General features: G+C 45.9%; 15 protein-coding genes. 4 read left to right on the top strand and 11 right to left on the bottom strand.

Annotation, left to right across the window (positions count from 1 at the left end; genetic code table 11):
* Nucleotides 1–273: 273 nt before the first annotated feature.
* The 6 genes from arsC to RH949_RS23720 all read right to left on the bottom strand — a co-directional run bounded on the left by arsC (nt 274) and on the right by RH949_RS23720 (nt 6,393).
* Nucleotides 274–669, bottom strand: coding sequence for an arsenate reductase, glutathione/glutaredoxin type (gene arsC / locus RH949_RS23745; protein WP_446356600.1), 396 nt, complete (start codon nt 667–669; stop codon nt 274–276).
* A 145-nt stretch (nt 670–814) separates the two neighbouring features.
* On the bottom strand, nt 815–1,963 hold the full coding sequence (gene arsB / locus RH949_RS23740; protein ID WP_006098193.1) for an ACR3 family arsenite efflux transporter: 1,149 nt from the start codon (nt 1,961–1,963) through the stop codon (nt 815–817).
* 20 nt (nt 1,964–1,983) lie between these two features.
* Nucleotides 1,984–3,012: a PstS family phosphate ABC transporter substrate-binding protein gene (locus RH949_RS23735; protein ID WP_446356598.1), complete on the bottom strand. Its 1,029-nt coding sequence runs from the start codon at nt 3,010–3,012 to the stop codon at nt 1,984–1,986.
* 237 nt (nt 3,013–3,249) lie between these two features.
* Nucleotides 3,250–3,576 (bottom strand): ArsR/SmtB family transcription factor, encoded by a 327-nt coding sequence (locus RH949_RS23730; protein WP_446356596.1) that lies wholly within the window; start codon nt 3,574–3,576, stop codon nt 3,250–3,252.
* Nucleotides 3,577–4,501: 925 nt separating this feature from the next.
* Entirely contained in the window at nt 4,502–5,464 is a 963-nt protein-coding gene (arsM, locus tag RH949_RS23725) for an arsenosugar biosynthesis arsenite methyltransferase ArsM (RefSeq protein ID WP_446356604.1), read from the bottom strand.
* Nucleotides 5,465–5,733: 269 nt separating this feature from the next.
* Nucleotides 5,734–6,393: a hypothetical protein gene (locus RH949_RS23720; RefSeq protein WP_006098113.1), complete on the bottom strand. Its 660-nt coding sequence runs from the start codon at nt 6,391–6,393 to the stop codon at nt 5,734–5,736.
* Nucleotides 6,394–6,650: 257 nt separating this feature from the next.
* Between RH949_RS23720 and RH949_RS23715 the strand changes: the two genes are divergently transcribed.
* Both RH949_RS23715 and RH949_RS23710 read left to right on the top strand, forming a co-directional pair.
* Nucleotides 6,651–6,833, top strand: coding sequence for a hypothetical protein (locus RH949_RS23715; RefSeq protein WP_006097870.1), 183 nt, complete (start codon nt 6,651–6,653; stop codon nt 6,831–6,833).
* Nucleotides 6,834–6,941: 108 nt separating this feature from the next.
* The gene (locus tag RH949_RS23710; protein WP_446356593.1) at nt 6,942–7,520 is read left to right on the top strand and encodes a Uma2 family endonuclease; all 579 of its coding nucleotides are present in this window, start codon (nt 6,942–6,944) and stop codon (nt 7,518–7,520) included.
* 5 nt (nt 7,521–7,525) lie between these two features.
* Here the strand turns inward: RH949_RS23710 and RH949_RS23705 are convergent, their stop codons facing one another.
* Together RH949_RS23705 and RH949_RS23700 are read right to left on the bottom strand one after the other, a co-directional pair.
* Nucleotides 7,526–8,152, bottom strand: a complete 627-nt coding sequence (locus RH949_RS23705) for a pentapeptide repeat-containing protein (RefSeq protein ID WP_446356591.1) — start codon at nt 8,150–8,152, stop codon at nt 7,526–7,528.
* 89 nt (nt 8,153–8,241) lie between these two features.
* Nucleotides 8,242–8,718 carry a pentapeptide repeat-containing protein gene (locus RH949_RS23700; protein WP_446356589.1) on the bottom strand — a complete coding sequence of 159 codons (477 nt, stop codon included), beginning with the start codon at nt 8,716–8,718 and terminating at the stop codon, nt 8,242–8,244.
* A gap of 549 nt (nt 8,719–9,267) precedes the next feature.
* Here RH949_RS23700 and RH949_RS23695 point away from each other — a divergent pair.
* Nucleotides 9,268–11,424, top strand: coding sequence for a Tex family protein (locus tag RH949_RS23695; RefSeq protein ID WP_006097938.1), 2,157 nt, complete (start codon nt 9,268–9,270; stop codon nt 11,422–11,424).
* 201 nt (nt 11,425–11,625) lie between these two features.
* Complete coding sequence (locus tag RH949_RS23690; RefSeq protein ID WP_446356587.1) at nt 11,626–12,504, top strand: Uma2 family endonuclease; 879 nt, start codon at nt 11,626–11,628, stop codon at nt 12,502–12,504.
* On the opposite strand, the gene RH949_RS23685 is transcribed toward RH949_RS23690, so the two are convergent.
* The 3 genes from RH949_RS23685 to RH949_RS23675 form a co-directional block, all read right to left on the bottom strand.
* Nucleotides 12,501–12,632: a hypothetical protein gene (locus RH949_RS23685; RefSeq protein WP_446356585.1), complete on the bottom strand. Its 132-nt coding sequence runs from the start codon at nt 12,630–12,632 to the stop codon at nt 12,501–12,503. The two genes, RH949_RS23690 and RH949_RS23685, sit on opposite strands and share 4 nt — an antisense overlap.
* Before the next feature lie 19 nt (nt 12,633–12,651).
* The gene (locus RH949_RS23680) at nt 12,652–13,212 is read right to left on the bottom strand and encodes a phycobiliprotein lyase (RefSeq protein WP_006098309.1); all 561 of its coding nucleotides are present in this window, start codon (nt 13,210–13,212) and stop codon (nt 12,652–12,654) included.
* Nucleotides 13,213–13,324: 112 nt separating this feature from the next.
* Nucleotides 13,325–14,005, bottom strand: a complete 681-nt coding sequence (locus RH949_RS23675) for a HEAT repeat domain-containing protein (RefSeq protein WP_446356602.1) — start codon at nt 14,003–14,005, stop codon at nt 13,325–13,327.
* Nucleotides 14,006–14,360 lie beyond the last annotated feature (355 nt).

Here is a 14,360-nt window from a genome sequence, read left to right as displayed (position 1 = left end):
CACTTCGACTTCGCTCAGCGACCGTAGACAAGGAAGAGTGAGAACGAAAAATAGGGCGTTTCGGCTTTTAGAAGTTAGTTTGACCGAACCGAATTCTGTACGGTTTTTCCCCCTTGTCTTCTTTCCTTCCTTGTCCTCCTTGTCTTGTCTCCACCCTTAAATAAAAAACCTACACCTGTCAGCCCCCTCGCAGGGGGGAATAATCCAGTCCGCGCAGGCGGACTTTGTTTGTGTAGCCGCGACTTCTAGTCGCCGTAGCAAACAAAAAGGGAGTTACTTAAATGCATCAATTAACTTAACAACTCGCTCTTTAATCTCATCTCGTACTCGCCGAAACGTCTCAATCGGTTCACCCGCCGGATCATCCAATTGCCAATCCTGAAACACCTCCCGCAACACCCAAGGTTCAGGCAAATTCACCCCACAGCCACACAAAGAAATCACTGCATTAAAATCATTAGGATTAAACTCAATCAACGGCTTAGAGGTTTGCTCACTAATATCAATCCCAATTTCCGACATCACCTCAACCGCCGTAGGATTCACCTTAGACGCCTGCAACCCCGAACTCGTCACCGCAACTTTCCCCACTCCTAACGTGCGAGCAAATCCTTCTGCCATTTGGGAACGACAGGAATTTTGCTTACAAACAAACATAATCGATTTCATCGCCATACTCGCTTATTTATCCTTATCAATCAAACACTCCGTTCCGATCATGTCCAGTTAAGCCAGCCCTTAAAAATCTGATTGGTAGTCGGTTCAATCCGCGCCCCTGATAAGAGGACTAAAGTCCTCACTACAAACTCCTAACTCAACGCGCAAGACAACGCGGATCACGCAATGTTGCCTTCTCCGGTTCCCGTGGAAACCACATCGCCGTTCGCTTACAAAACTCCACCAACATCAACATCACAGGCACCTCAATTAACACCCCGACAACCGTCGCCAACGCCGCACCCGAATTCAAACCAAACAACATCACCGCCGTCGCAATCGCCACCTCAAAATGATTACTCGCCCCAATTAACGCCGCCGGAGCCGCATCTTCATACGCCAGATTCAACTTTAACGCCGCCACATAAGCAATAAAGAAAATGAAATTCGTCTGGATAAACAACGGCACAGCAATCAGCAAAATATGCAGCGGGTTATTAACAATTAACTCCCCCTTGAACGCAAACAACAGAACCAACGTAATTAAAAGCGCCGCAATTGAAATCGGACTCAGATATTTAATAAATCTCCGTTCAAACCACTCTTTACCCTTATGTTTAAAAATCCAATACCGACTATACATCCCCGCCGCCAACGGCAACCCCACATAAATCAATACCGATAACACAATGGTTTGCCAGGGTACAGTTAAATTATTCGCCGCTAACAACCATCGTCCTAAGGGAGCATACAGAAACAACATCGCCAACGAATTCACCGCTACCATCACCAAGGTATGTCCTTGATTACTGTAAGACAGATACCCCCACATCAAAACCATCGCCGTACAAGGGGCAATCCCTAATAAAATTGCCCCAGCGATGTAAGAATTTGCTAAAGTAACCTCCGCCCCGCGAATAATCTCCGTTTGCGATAACAAAGGCTGAAACAACCAACCCAGAAAAAACTGGGCAAAAACTACCATGGTGAACGGCTTAATCAACCAATTCACGACCAGCGTTAAAATTACAGGTTTTGGCGCACGCACTGCCCGTTTCGCTTGGGTGAAATCAATCTTCACCATAATCGGATACATCATGAAAAACAGGCAGATAGCGATAGGAATGGATACCTGATAAATACTCATGGCATCCAATGTATCCGCCACACCAGGAAATAATTTGCCCAGGGCGATACCTGCAAGAATGCAGAGTACCACCCAAACGGTGAGATATTTTTCAAAGAAACTCAGTTGACCCCCAACTTGAGGGGGCGAGGAGGTGGTATGAGATGAATGGGTACTCATAGGAATGCAACCGTTAATGGTTAAAACTTTTTCTGTTTGCGTAACAACTCACCGAGGGTGAGATTGAATTCAACTTTGCCGTCAAAGACAGTGCCTACCTTGTGTTGAAAGAAATGCACGTTAGCTAGGTGATACCCCTCTTCCGGTAGCGGTATATAGCCAACTGAACTGACAATTTCTGGGGCGTTCTCCAGGTAAAACGCCACAAATTCTGCTAACGCTGGGTTTTTCTGGGCAGCCGCCGCGTTAACGTAGATAAACAACGGTCGAGTTAGGGGTTGATATTCAGCATTCTCAACGGTTTGACGTGACGGGAATACAGCCCCCTTGCCACTATCGACCGCGATCGCTTTTAATGTATCTTGATTGGTTTCGTAATAGGCTAAACCAAAATAGCCCAATGCATTGGGGTCTTGATTCACCCCCTGTGCCAGGATTTCATCATCCTCACTGGCGGTATAATCGCTACGACTCGACCCCGCTTCACCGACGATGGCTTCCGTAAAGTAATCAAAGGTACCAGAATCTGTCCCCGGACCATATAGATTTAACGGTTTCTGGGGAAAAGACTCCCGGACTTGATTCCATTGAGTGATTTGGCGTTGGGCTTCGGGTGCCCAGATTTTTTTCAACTCTGCCACCGTGAGACGGTCTACCCAATCATTTTCGGGATTGACGACAACGGTAATCGCATCAAAGGCAACAGGGAGTTCAATGTAAGCCACCCCTGCTTGTTTACAAGCTGCCATCTCATCAGTTTGAATCGGGCGAGAGGCATCATTAATATCGGTTTCGCCAGCACAGAACTTTTTAAACCCACCCCCTGTACCCGAAAAGCCCACGGTGACATTAACGGGCGCTTTTGTCATGGCATTAAATGTCTCCGCAACAGTTTTCGTAATCGGATACACCGTACTCGAACCATCGATTTTAATCGGTTGGGGCGACTGTGACTGGACTTGGGAACAGGCACCCAGGAGTGCCGTAGCTGTCGCAATTAGCGCCAGTTTTGTCCATGGCAGGATTTTGGGTTTGGGGATAACCTTCATTGAACTCGACCCCCTTCTAGAATTATGGGATTACCTTTATCATTTCAAAAAAAATTGATTTGTCAATCCCTGATATTCAGAATTGAGGCGATGTAGAACAGGAGCCAGGAGCTAGGAGCCAGGAAACAGAGGGCAGAAGGCTGATTAGAGCGATACTCCAAAAAAAGTTGATACCAGACAATTGTAGAGACGCGCCATGGCGCGTCTCTACACCCCTACGCCTTTGAACCCCAGATACTAATCCGAACAGGGACGAGCGGGTAAAATTGGGCTAAAGCGACGGTAGTCCGCCAAATATTGTTCTAACAGGACAAACTGAGGCAAATTCAGGCTGTAATAAACCCAACGCCCTTCCTGACGGGCGCGAACCAAGCTAGCTTCTTTCAGAGTTTTCAAGTGAAACGATAACTTCGACTGACTCACCTCCAGCACTTCGCAGAGTTCACACACACACAGTTCCTGTTCTCGCAACAGTTCCAGTAGCTTGACCCGAATCGGGTCAGATAAAGCATGAAAGCTGGAGGTAATCAGGTTCAGATTGGTAGGGGAGGCGGTGCTTTGCATCAACTTTTCTTGAAACGTCTCCTTAATTGTAGCTGAGGTGCAAGGTAGAGACGTATCAGGGCGCGTCTTTATGTGATAATTCGCCTTCTTTTACTCCCCTTTCAAGCTATTCATCAGACTTAAGCAGTTGACCCAAATACAGTTCAACGAACATTTCAGCCGCAGCCGGATTGAGTTTCTTTAAGGCGGAAACAATATCAGCAGTCAGTATGTTGATTCGCCAAATTTCTCGCGATTAAATCTAATCATTGTAGGGTGGGTTAGGCGGTACTCAATTTCACAACATAGCCATTTAATGAGATATCCGCCGTAACCCACCAATCCTTCGGATCAAATTACTCGCTTAACCCTCTGAATTGAAAACACGCCGAAAGGACGCGATCGCGTGTTTACCCGAAGCCGTATACTTACCCTGAGTCGATCGGCTCTCCCGTACATAAGGTGATAAATTTTCCTTATATGTGTAGCGATTGGCTTGATTTGAAGAAAACCTAGCTTAATCGCTTAATTAGTTGGGTTTCCTTCGTCAACCCAACCTACAAGTATTACACCGTGGGACTTTGGCTTAATTCATAAGACTTTATTATCACCCTAAGTACGGGAGAGCCATGAAGACAAGCTAGTTATTAATTGGGGACGCAAACTGAAAAATAAGGGTAATGCTATTATCACAGTTTAAATGCATAACAGCTTATACCAAATCCGGGTTAGCTACCCCCGTTATAATCTAGTCCGCGCAGGCGGACTTTGTTTGTGTAGCAGCGATTTCAATCGCCGTGGAAAAAGGGGGTGATAAAGGCGGATTTGGTATTATAGCAATCGCCATAGCGGTTAGGACGCATCTTATGGTAGAGACGCGCCATGGCGCGTCTCTACATTGACATCAATAACTAATGTGCGCCTGATTCACCTCGATTTCACACCTTTAACAGCAACCGCCGCCAGTATAGTGCCAGGTGGAATCAGTAATCAGAATATCCTTAGATGTACCGAGGTTAGCGGCTGTTTTATCACACACCGACGCCGGAACGCCTTTTTGCAGAACATGACCCGCGTTATCATCAAAAACCTCTTGGCTTCCACTGTAAATCGCCGTTTTTCCGGTAAAAATACAAGCACCATCTTCCGGAATTGGCACTTTGAATGCCACAGAATCTAAACTTTCTAACAGCAAGGGTTCATCTAACTGATAACTTTGACAATCCAACAATCGATAAGGACGCCGCGCCCGGATTTCTACTTGACCAAACCCAACGTGAACCAAATGTTGGATATACTCGTTGTAGGTCAACGCCCCTGATAAGCACATTGCCCGTAACCGTTCATCTTGGCGTAAATGATCAGGAATCGGACGGGTAGCGATGGGATCACTCATAATCAAGCGTCCGCCAATTTTTAACACCCGATAGGCTTCTTGTAAGGCTTTCGTTAAATCTTCAGGTTCAAAGATATTAAATAGACAATTCTGAGCAACAACATCAACCGAAGCATCGGGTACAGGGAGATTAAACGCATCGCCCTCACGAATGTCGATAAAACTTGGGTCAAACCAAGGATTATCTTGAGCAGCGCTTTCTAAGTTACGAGTCGCTGCTTCCCGCATCGCCTTGACGGGATCAACGGCAATGATACGACCAGGACGCCGGGAAAAATAGGCAAATTGCAGGGCTTCTAAACCGCCACCCACGCCTACATAAAGTACCGTTGGCTCGTTTATCAGTTCCGCCTGATGAACGGTTGTCCCACAACCATAGTTCATTTCCTGCATTTGCTGGGGAATTTTCAGTCCGGGAAGTTGCAGGGGACTGCTTTGCACACAACATAACCCCACTTCCGGGGTTTGGGCGACTTCACTGTAAAATTCTGCGGTTGTTTCTAGATACGTCATAGTGTTTGTTGTTGTCATTTGTCTTATGTCATTGGTCATGGGTGACTCAATGACGATTTATGCTGTCAGCATTCTTTCTCTGAGGGTATTAAACTGGGGTTGAATTAGTTTTTGCTGAGAATCGGTTAAAGTTTATCAATTTTTGAGTTATTGCTGTCGCTATAACAGATGTAGCTCAAGTCAATTAAGATGAATGGTATTGACTGGTATGCTGGTGGGTTGAGCGAAGCCGAAACCCACCCTACGGTATATCAAGGGTTTTGCTTTCCTTAGGCAGTTGCCATAACTTCCTCGGTGTCAGGAAGAGGAGGACGCAGACACAGATAAACCAATGACCCAATGAACGGTATCAGGGAAACTGCCCAAAATAGGATGGGATTATTTAAGCCGCGTCGTGCCATATCATCACCCACCAGTGCCGGGAAAAGCAAGCACAATAGGCAAAAGTCCAGGCTCATCACATGGATAAAACGGCTGGTTTGCCACTGTTGGATAAAGTTTGCCCAATCACCGTTGAGGATGCCAAATCCTAATAATACTAAGGTGCCGAGGGTGAAAACAACACCTAACCAACGGGAATCGAGAATACTCAAGAAGATATTTTTTGAGCCAGGAAATTCAGGATTGGGTTGACGTAAGGCGAGATAGGGGAGTAACGCAAACGCCCCTACACCAAAAGAGAGGGTAGCAAACAGCCACGCGGGGATTTTTTGCCCTCGTCCATCAATAAACACAAAGCAGGCGTATGCTAGCGGTAGTATGCCCATGATATTGAATAGGGCAATAATTAAGGGATTAATCCCATCCCAGTTACCTGTGGAAAGATTGGTAATCAGGTCAAAGGTATCGGGTTGCTGGGGAGGCGCAAACAGAAAGGCATAAGCGAGAAAGCTGACCCAGAGTATCCAAAAACCAAGTTGTCTGAGCATAAGTCATGATTGGGAGTGCAAGTCCACCGCGTATCCTGTGCATTATCGCATGAATCGACTGGGGCGGTTGGTGTTTTGGGTTAATACACCTTTGTCACAAAGCCCCAGCATCCGCCAAGAACTCAAGTTCTTGGCTAAAAGCTCAAGTCCATTAAAATGGACTAAAACTCTTATCCAGTCAGCTCGATTCTGACTTGAGCTTTGAGTTCCTTGGGTTGAAACCTAAGGCTGTTTAACCCGACAACACCACCAGAGTCATGCTAACCAGGGAATTCACCGTTCGGCTGAAACTGCAATTATTGCTTTTATGGCAGAAAATTCGACTATTTGCGCGATACAGACAGGCGTTTTACCTGAAACTGATTTGGCTGGAGTTGCTTTGTTTTCCCAGCCGCGTTTTAGGTAAACGGATCAGTTCGCGATCGCTAACCTGGAAGTGAGCATTCTCTCTGGAGGGGCTTTGTTACGCTTGACAGGAGCGAATTAGATCCCCGACTTGTTCAAGAAGTCGGGGATCTGGTAGCTAGACGATATGACCACCGATACCTATGACATCGACAACAGCCAAACGCTTCACACTTGAGGACTATCACCGTTTAGCAGAGTTGGGATTTTTCACCGAAGATGACCGAGTGGAATTAATTCGTGGGGAAATCATGCAGATGGCGGCGAAAGGTACAGCCCATACTAATTGTTGTCGAGATTTACTCGAAGAATTGGCGGGATTGGTTACAGGTCGAGCTAAGTTACAATGCCAAGACCCGATTATTTTGTCATCCAATAGCGAACCAGAACCCGATTTTGCTATTTTACGGAAACGAGCGGATAATTATCGCTTTTCGCTACCCCAACCTGAGGACGTTTACTTTGTTATAGAAATTGCTGATTCAACGCTCAAGTATGACCGAGAGGTTAAACTTCTACTTTATGCTGAAGCGGGTATTTCCGATTATTGGCTTTTTAACTTAATCGACAATCACCTAGAAGCCTATAGCCAGCCCTATCACAAGGGTCGGAATAGTTTTGGATACAGCTTAAAGCGAATTATATTGCCGGATCAGACAATAGAGTTGCCCTACTTTCCAGATTTAATCCTCGATTTAGCCAAAGTATTTCCTCTAATTTAAATCAACTATTCCTGAGTTGTCCCATCAGGCATGATAGCACCGTTAAGATTTGCCTTATTTAACATGACTCCATCCAGTTTGGCATCTTTCAAGTTAGCTTTTTCTAGATTTGTCCTCTCTAATTTTGCCCCACGTAGGTCTGCCTCACTCAATGTTGCACCATTTAAATTGGTATAACACAGGTTTACTGCACTTAATTTTGCCTGCTGTAGGTTTGCTCCACTTAGATTAGCGCTACTGAGATTGGCTGCACTTAGATTTGCCCTTTGTAAATCCGCTCCAGTTAGATTGGCATTACTTAAGTTGACTCGACATAAATCTGCGGCTTGCAAATTGGCTCCACTCAAGTTTACTTGATGTAAATCAGCACCAGCGAGATTGGCTTCTTTTAAGTCGATTCCACTCAGGTTTAAGGTATTCAGGTTCATGCCCGCTAAGTTAGCATTTTGCAGTGAAACGCCAGGAGAAATTAAATAAGCACCCGTTTGAGTTGCATCGAATCCCATCGGGAAAATTGTGGTTGTGCTGTAAAATGCTTGTTGGAGGTTGGCTTCTTGAAGATTGGCTCCTTCAAGGTCTGTTTCAATTAGGTTGACTTGACTCAAATTGGCATGACTAAGGTAAGCTGTCATGCATTTAAATTGGGTATTAGTAGCGAGCAAGATGCTCGCACTACAAGGCTTTCGCCATTATTGACATTAAGGTTTAAATGCCGAACAGCTTATGCACCATCTAAGTTAGCTTCATTCAATTTCACTCTTGATAAGTATGCATTAATTAAATTTGCTTCAGCTAGATTAATTCCGGTAAAATCTTTTTGTCCATTATCATACAGACGCCCAAATTCTTGAGCCGTCATCGGTGCTTCCTGACTCTTATCTTCAGCTAAATAAGATTCTAATAGGAGCATATCTCCGTAGACACCCAAAAGTTGAGTGATTCTCAATACCTTAAATTTTTCATCGCTAAAATTAGTTATATCGTTAGATATTCCTTGATCAGGAGTTGGACTATTTGTTAAACTTGGTTCCACCACCTGTTGTGGCTCAACGCGCTGTTGCAAATCCTCCAACTTATCAGTAAGCTCATTCAACTGACGCTTAACGCCTACTAAATAATTGGCTGTAATAATCTGCCGTTCTTCGAGCTGTTCAATTTTGGCAACGAGAGATGCTAAATCTTGTTCTTTGTCAGCCATAGTAGAAAATCTCCTATGCACCTAAACGGGTTTGAGTCACTACTGATTATAATAAAATGACTAATTTTTTGGTGCTTCTGGAGACGATCGCATCCTACGCCAAAAATACCTGAGAAGCGGTAAAATAATCCTCAACGGTGAGGTTTTTGACTGGTTCAAGAGATCAGCTTGAACGCAGGGCGGGTTTTGTGGAGATATTATCGGTGATAAGCTGTAATGCATTTAAATTGGGTATTAGTAGCGAGCAAGATGCAAAGCCTGCGGCATGGCTTCGCTTAACGCACTACAAGGATTGTGCCATTATTGATATTAAGGTTTAAATGCCAAATAGCTTATCCTGTAGGTTAATGGCTGAACCTATCCCAAGCCTAAGAAGAATGCCACTGACTTTAGAGTTTGTAGTAAGCGCTTTAGCGCTTCTGGCACGCTTCGTGCCTACTACGAACCCAGCTTAAGTCAGTTACATTCACAAAGGAGCGGTACGAGGAGCGCGATCGCGAAATCTTGATCCTGTGCTAATTCTAGAAAGGATAGACCCATAAAGACCCGATGCTGAATATTCCCTCCGTCCTAGCACAAGAGCTTTCCCTCTCCGCCAATCAGGTGGAAAATACCCTGTCTCTTTTAGCCGAGGGAGCCACGATTCCCTTTATTTCCCGTTATCGGAAAGAACGCACCGGTTCTCTGGATGAAGTCCAAATTCGCGCGATCGCAGAACGCTACGCTTACCTGAGTGAACTCGAAGAACGCAAAGCCACGATTCTGGAGGCGATCGCGTCTCAAGGGAAATTAACGGATGAACTCAAGGCGAAAATAGAGTCCTGTTTCCAGAAAAATGAGTTAGAAGACCTTTACCTCCCCTATCGTCCCAAGCGCCGCACTAGAGCCACCGTTGCGCGGGAAAAAGGATTAGAACCTCTGGCTGAATTTATTAAATCCCTGAATACCCCCACCGCCAAACCCGTCTCCTTAGAAGCAGAAGCCGCCAATTATATTGACGAAGAAAAGGGTGTCAAAACCGCCGAAGATGCGCTGAAAGGGGCGTCTGATATCTTGGCGGAAGAAGTCGCTGAAACCGCCGAATTCCGGGCATACTTGCGCGACTATTTAATGAAAAATGGGCGATTTGTTTCCAAGATTAAAGACGATTATCCCGAAGGCAGTACCAAATATGAAATGTACCGCAATTTCCAAATCAAGGCAAAGGATATTGCGCCACATAATATGCTGGCATTATTTCGGGGCGAAAGCGAGGGAATTTTAAGCCTGAATCTGGAGTTTGATCAAGAGTTTGTCCAGTCGTATTTAGAATCAGAAACCATTCGCACGAAAATTCCAGAGGTGCGGAACTTCTATCGGGATCTGCTGCATGATGGCTTTAACCGTTTGATGAAAAATTCCCTAATTACGGAAGTGCGGACAGATCGTAAAGCGTATGCTGATTTTGAATCGATTAAAACTTTTGAAGCCAATCTGCGAGAACTCCTACTTTCTCCCCCAGCCGGAATGAAACCCACGTTAGCGATTGATCCGGGATTGCGAACCGGGTGTAAAGTGGCGGTATTAAATGAAACGGGGAAGTTTATGGAATACCAAACCATTTTCCCCCATACCGGAAAACCCACCCAAGCGGCTACCACAGTCAAAACCCTAATCGAAAAATACCAGATCGAATTAATCGCGATCGGCAATGGTACAGCATCGCGGGAAACCGATGAGTTTGTCGGGGATGTGATTAAAACCCTAGATCGGAAACCGATTAGCGTGATTGTAAATGAATCGGGTGCGTCTATCTATTCGGCGAGTGATGTAGCGCGAGAAGAATTTCCGGATCAAGATGTTACCGTGCGCGGAGCGATTAGTATTGGACGCCGTTTACAAGATCCTTTGGCGGAATTGGTGAAAATTGATCCCAAATCCATTGGCGTGGGACAATACCAGCATGATGTGGATCAAAAGTTACTCAGAAAGAAGCTGGATGACACGGTAGAAAGCTGTGTGAACTATGTGGGTGTGGATCTGAATACGGCGTCGAAAGAGTTGTTAACCTTTGTGTCTGGTTTAACTCCAACCATTGCCAAAAATATCGTCACCTATCGGAATGAAAATGGCGCATTTCCTAATCGCCGCCGTCTGCTGAAAGTCGCCAAATTAGGACCTAAAGCCTTTGAACAATCCGCCGGATTCCTGAGAATTCGCGGTGGTGATAACCCCTTAGACAATACCGCTGTGCATCCAGAGAGTTATCCAGTCGTAGAAGCGATCGCGAAAGATATTGGGGTTCCCCTGAAACAAATTCCTAAAGCCGCTGATCGGCTCAAGTCCATTGATTTAAAGAAATACGTCACCGATACCGTTGGCTTACCCACCCTGAAAGACATTATCCGGGAATTAGAAAAGCCGGGACGCGATCCCCGTGCTGAGTTTAAATATGCCACATTTAAGGAAGGCGTGAAGGAAATGTCTGATCTAAAAGTGGGGATGGAGTTAGAAGGAATTGTCACGAATGTGGCGAATTTTGGTGCCTTTGTCGATATTGGCGTGCATCAGGATGGGTTGGTGCATATTTCCCAACTGGCGGATCGATTTGTGGACGATCCCAAAGAAATTGTCAAAGTGGGACAAGTTGTTAATGTGCGGGTTCTTTCTGTGGATGAGAAGTTAAAGCGAATTGGCTTATCCATGCGTGCGGCGCAACAGAGGTAAACTGTCACGTATTTTATGTGATTTAATTGGATAGTCGCCCGTAGCCTGTAGGGTGGGTTAGGCGGGTATTCAATTAGGAAAGGAACCGTTTAATCAGGTATCCGCCGTAACCCACCATCGACTCTCAAGTTTCAATCCTGTTGCCGGGATTCATTATAAGGAAAGTTATAATAGGGCAACCCGATCGCAGACGCAATTCCCATGACTCAGAGCCTAGAACCCAATGTTCTACCTCCTCCGTTCCCGGATCATACCCAACTCCCCGAATCAAATGGTGAATTCGTGAAAAACTTCCAGGAGCATCCCCAAAGCCTTATTCTCACAGACTCCCTCGGACCCATTCTCGAAAGAATTCATCCCGACGGACAATATGCCATTGGACAAGATTGTGGCATCTACTGGCGACAAACAGAACCGCCAGAAAAAGGAGCAGAAGCTCCCGATTGGTTTTATGTCCCCAATGTTCCGCCAAAATTAGACGGTCAAATTCGCCGTTCTTACGTGATCTGGCACGAATTTATCGCGCCAATGATTGCCTTAGAATTTGCCAGTGGCGATGGTTCCGAAGAGCGCGATCGCACGCCATTATCTCGCTCCTCCCAAGGACAAAAAACGAAACCGGGTAAGTTTTGGGTTTATGAGCAGATTCTCCGGATTCCTTACTATGGAATTTTTGAAATCAAGACGAACCAGTTAGAGGTTTATCACTTCGTTAATGGTTCCTACCGCCTGATGAACCCGAATCAACGAAACCATTATCCCATTGAGCCTTTAGGTATAGAATTGGGATTACTCCAAGGAACCTATCAAAATCAAACTCAAATTTGGTTGCGCTGGTGGGATAGTGAGGGAAATTTGCTCCTAACTGGAAGTGAGAGAGCTGAACAAGAAAGACAACGAGCTGAACAAGAAAGACAACGGGCTGAACAAGAAAGACAACGAGCTGAACAAGCAGAAATTGCCCGAAGAGAAGCTATTCCCAAATTATTCGCTATGGGATTAACCGCCAATCAAATAGCAGAAGCCTTAGGTTTACCGATTGAGAACATTAACTCCATGGATAATCCACCTAGCAGTTAATTTGGCAATGCTTCCCCAGCTTCCCCAGCTCCCTCTGCTTCCCCAGCTCCCTCTGCTTCCCCAGCTTCCCCAGCTCCCTCTGCTTCCCCAGCTTCCCCAGCTCCCCCAGCTCCCCCCCACCACAACACTTATTCAGTAGACCCTAGATTAAGTCTTCGCCGCCGCATCTTGTGATTCTTGCGGAGGTTTAGTTACGCCCATGCGAATTTCTGAAGACATAGACGCCATGCTAAAGCCGCCAAATCGCTTCAAAATGCTCGTCCGTAGCCGTAAGTTAGGACTAGCAAACCACAAACGCTCCTCAGAATACATGGTTTCGTAGTCGGTAATTAAGGTCAGCGCCTGATCATCTCCCATAATATAGCGACCCGCTACCGGGGCTTTCTCCGCATAGCCCATTTCCCGCAATAGCTTCCCTTCATTGGGCTTATCAGGATCAGCAACTGGCACCAGCACCGTTGAACCTTGATGCTTTTCTTCATCCCAGTCCATTGTGCCATCCCACGTCACTCTGGCACCACAGATAGCTGAATCTGGATCAACCTCATACTGTTGGCATAGCTGAACCACTTCTGGCGCATCAGCCGCGATCATTTCAATCGTAATATCAGACTTACCATTTTCAGCTTGCTTAAATGCCAGGTGGTGACTGGTACGCTGCGAAAACCATCGACCAGCACTCTGCTCAAAAAATTCTTTTATATCCATGAAGTCAGACGTTTCACGTTAACAAAGCTTTAATTGATTTTATCGTTCTCCTGGCTTGTTTATGGTTCATTGTTGATTGCTCATGACTTCCGGTAAAGCCATGGGCAGAGGTTTAGGCTGGCTTTGTCGCCTCTTGCAAGCGGTTCAGGGAGATAGATGCAGCTTGGGCAACTTGGGAATGGCTGTCTTTGGCTAAGAATTTTAACGCCGACTGGCTTTTATCGGTGGGTAGGTTCCCCAGGGCTTCAGCTAATCGTTGGCGCACTAACCAATCGGGGGATTGAGCAAAGCGCAGGATATCATCCACAGCGTCTATGGCTTTAATTTCACCCAATGCGGAGATAGCCGCCTGTTGCACCACGATTTCTTCACTATCCAGTGCTTTAGTGAGAACTTGACGGGCGCGGGGATCTTTTATATTGCCCAATGCGACAGCCGCGCTGAACCGGACTAACCATTGTGTATCTTCATAGAAGGTCCGGACTAATGATTCAAAGGCTCTAGCATCTTCTAGATATCCTAAGGCTCCGGCGGCATCAGCGCGAATGCCATAATCGGGGTCAGTTTCGAGTAGTTTCACCAAAATAGGGTAGCATTCGTCTGTCTGTTTTACCCCCAAGGCAAAGACAGCCATCGATCGCACTTGTAAACTTGGATCATCTAAAACCTTCTTGATTAAAGGCACAGCCTCCTCTGCGGGTACGTTACGGAGATGAGCTAACGCCACCATGCGATCGCGGGAGTTGGCACTATCTAGCTGATCTGAAATTTGCGCTAAGTTAGGATAATCCATCCGCTTCCCCTTATCGTTAAGAAATGTTACATACATTATAGAAAATTGTTTAAGGAAGCGCATTGGTGCGAGATGAGGGGTGTAGGGGCGGGTTTCACGACTATCTTTTTGGTTGCACCCAGATGTAACTAGGGGTTGCTGAATAAGTCTTGTAGTGGGGTAGGGAGCAGGGGAAGCTGGGGGAGCCGGGGGAGCAGGGGGAGCCGGGGAAGCCGGGGGAGCAGGGGGAGCAATGATACATTTTCCCTGATAGCGGTGCAAGGGTATGAAAGGGTTTTACCTTATGTTCTTGAAGATGAGCCAATGTCCATGCTACTCAAAGCCTTGATAGATAAGGGTTTTGGAGTTGTGCAGC

The organism is Coleofasciculus sp. A1-SPW-01, from assembly GCF_040217205.1.
Lineage (GTDB): Bacteria > Cyanobacteriota > Cyanobacteriia > Cyanobacteriales > Coleofasciculaceae > Coleofasciculus > Coleofasciculus chthonoplastes_A.
Note: the sequence above shows the minus strand (reverse complement) of the source record. Positions and strands in the feature narration are given on the sequence as shown.

Coding starts and splice junctions, on each gene's coding strand:
- RH949_RS23715 (WP_006097870.1), top strand. CDS start 6,651: ATGCTAACCAGGGAATTCACCGTTCGGCTGAAACTGCAATTATTGCTT.
- arsM (WP_446356604.1), bottom strand. CDS start 5,464: ATGACGTATCTAGAAACAACCGCAGAATTTTACAGTGAAGTCGCCCAA.
- RH949_RS23705 (WP_446356591.1), bottom strand. CDS start 8,152: ATGACAGCTTACCTTAGTCATGCCAATTTGAGTCAAGTCAACCTAATT.
- RH949_RS23680 (WP_006098309.1), bottom strand. CDS start 13,212: ATGGATATAAAAGAATTTTTTGAGCAGAGTGCTGGTCGATGGTTTTCG.
- RH949_RS23695 (WP_006097938.1), top strand. CDS start 9,268: ATGCTGAATATTCCCTCCGTCCTAGCACAAGAGCTTTCCCTCTCCGCC.
- RH949_RS23700 (WP_446356589.1), bottom strand. CDS start 8,718: ATGGCTGACAAAGAACAAGATTTAGCATCTCTCGTTGCCAAAATTGAA.
- RH949_RS23720 (WP_006098113.1), bottom strand. CDS start 6,393: ATGCTCAGACAACTTGGTTTTTGGATACTCTGGGTCAGCTTTCTCGCT.
- RH949_RS23690 (WP_446356587.1), top strand. CDS start 11,626: ATGACTCAGAGCCTAGAACCCAATGTTCTACCTCCTCCGTTCCCGGAT.
- RH949_RS23710 (WP_446356593.1), top strand. CDS start 6,942: ATGACATCGACAACAGCCAAACGCTTCACACTTGAGGACTATCACCGT.
- arsB (WP_006098193.1), bottom strand. CDS start 1,963: ATGAGTACCCATTCATCTCATACCACCTCCTCGCCCCCTCAAGTTGGG.
- arsC (WP_446356600.1), bottom strand. CDS start 669: ATGAAATCGATTATGTTTGTTTGTAAGCAAAATTCCTGTCGTTCCCAA.
- RH949_RS23735 (WP_446356598.1), bottom strand. CDS start 3,012: ATGAAGGTTATCCCCAAACCCAAAATCCTGCCATGGACAAAACTGGCG.
- RH949_RS23675 (WP_446356602.1), bottom strand. CDS start 14,005: ATGGATTATCCTAACTTAGCGCAAATTTCAGATCAGCTAGATAGTGCC.
- RH949_RS23730 (WP_446356596.1), bottom strand. CDS start 3,576: ATGCAAAGCACCGCCTCCCCTACCAATCTGAACCTGATTACCTCCAGC.